The organism is Arthrobacter sp. Hiyo1 (assembly GCF_001263615.2).
GTDB lineage: Bacteria > Actinomycetota > Actinomycetes > Actinomycetales > Micrococcaceae > Arthrobacter.
Genome location: NZ_DF952470.1, coordinates 400,996 through 402,400 on the forward strand (window position 1 = coordinate 400,996; position 1,405 = coordinate 402,400).

The 1,405-nt window shown below is 66.9% G+C and carries 2 pseudogenes; both read left to right on the forward strand.

Features of this window, described 5'->3' with window-relative positions:
• Positions 1-1,063: pseudogene (locus AHiyo1_RS10725) on the forward strand (dihydrodipicolinate synthase family protein); the annotation flags it as partial.
• A pseudogene (locus AHiyo1_RS10730) lies at positions 1,060-1,405 on the forward strand (sugar phosphate isomerase/epimerase); the annotation flags it as partial. The pseudogenes AHiyo1_RS10725 and AHiyo1_RS10730, both read left to right, overlap by 4 nt.

Consider the following 1,405-nt stretch of genomic DNA (forward strand, 5'->3'; position numbering starts at 1 on the left):
ACCCCGGGTGCCCCCGCGCGCTTGGACTGGGACGCCACCATGCGTACCGGCACGAGCTGTGGTCCTACGGCCTGGGTGTTGCCGACGCCATGGACACCGCCCAGCGAGGCATGGGCCTGGACTGGGCCGCCACGCAGCAGCTCATCAAGCGAACCGGCGTCGAAGCGACATCCGTGGTGGCATCCGGCAACACCGCTACCGCCGGGAAGACCGTCAGGGACCTCGTCTCTTGCGGTGCCGGAACTGACCAGCTGGACCTGGACTCTGTCCCCGAGGGGCCCGCCGGAATCAAGACCGTGCTGGACGCCTACCGCGAGCAGATCGCCGTCGTGAGTGAAGCGGGACCGAAGGTCATCATCATGGCGTCGCGGGCGCTGGCCAAGGTGGCAGCAAGCCCTGAGGACTATCTGCAGGTCTACTCCACGCTCCTCAGTGAGGTGGACCAGCCCGTCATCCTGCACTGGCTCGGGACCATGTTCGACCCCGCACTGGCCGGCTACTGGGGATCGGACGACGTCGCCGAATCAACGGAAACCTTCCTTGGCCTGATCCGGGACCACGCGGACAAGGTGGACGGAGTGAAGGTCTCGCTGCTCGACGCTTCGCATGAAGTTGCCCTGCGTGCAGCCCTTCCGGAGGGCGTCCGCCTCTACACCGGCGACGATTTCAACTACCCGGAACTGATCGACGGCGACGGCGCCCACCACTCGGACGCGCTGTTGGGCATCTTCGCCGCGATCTACCTGCCGCCTCGGTCGCCTTGCAGAAGTACGACGCCGGCGACGCCGCGGACGCGCGCGCCATCCTGGACTCCACCCGCGAACTGGGCAAGCACATCTTCAGCGCCCCCACGTTCTACTACAAGACCGGGATCGCCTTCATGTCCTGGCTCAACGGCAAACAGCCCGGATTCCAAATGGTCGGCGGGCTGCATTCCGGGCGCTCCGTGGTCCACCTGGCACGCACCTTCGAACTCGCCGACCAGGCCGGGCTCCTGAGCGATCCCGCGTTGGCCGCCTTCCGCATGTCCGATTACCTCCGCATCAACGGGGTGAGCGCATGAACGACTTTTCGCGGCCGTCCGACTTTTCCAGATTGTCACTCAACAGCGCCACCACCAAGAAATGGACCCTCGCCGAGGCGGTGGACGGTTGCGTCCGTGCCGGGATCCCGGCGATCGGCCCGTGGCGGGACATCGTCGCCGACACCGGCCTGGACAAAGCGGCCAAGCTGATCAAGGACGCCGGACTTCGCGTTTCCTCCCTCTGCCGGGGAGGCTTCCTCACAGCCGCCGACGCCGAAGGGCAGGCCGCCGCTGTGGCGGACAACCGGGCAGCCATCCTCGAAGCCGTGGCCCTGGATACGCAGGAGCTGTTCCTGGTGGTCGGCGGACTCGCCCCGGGAG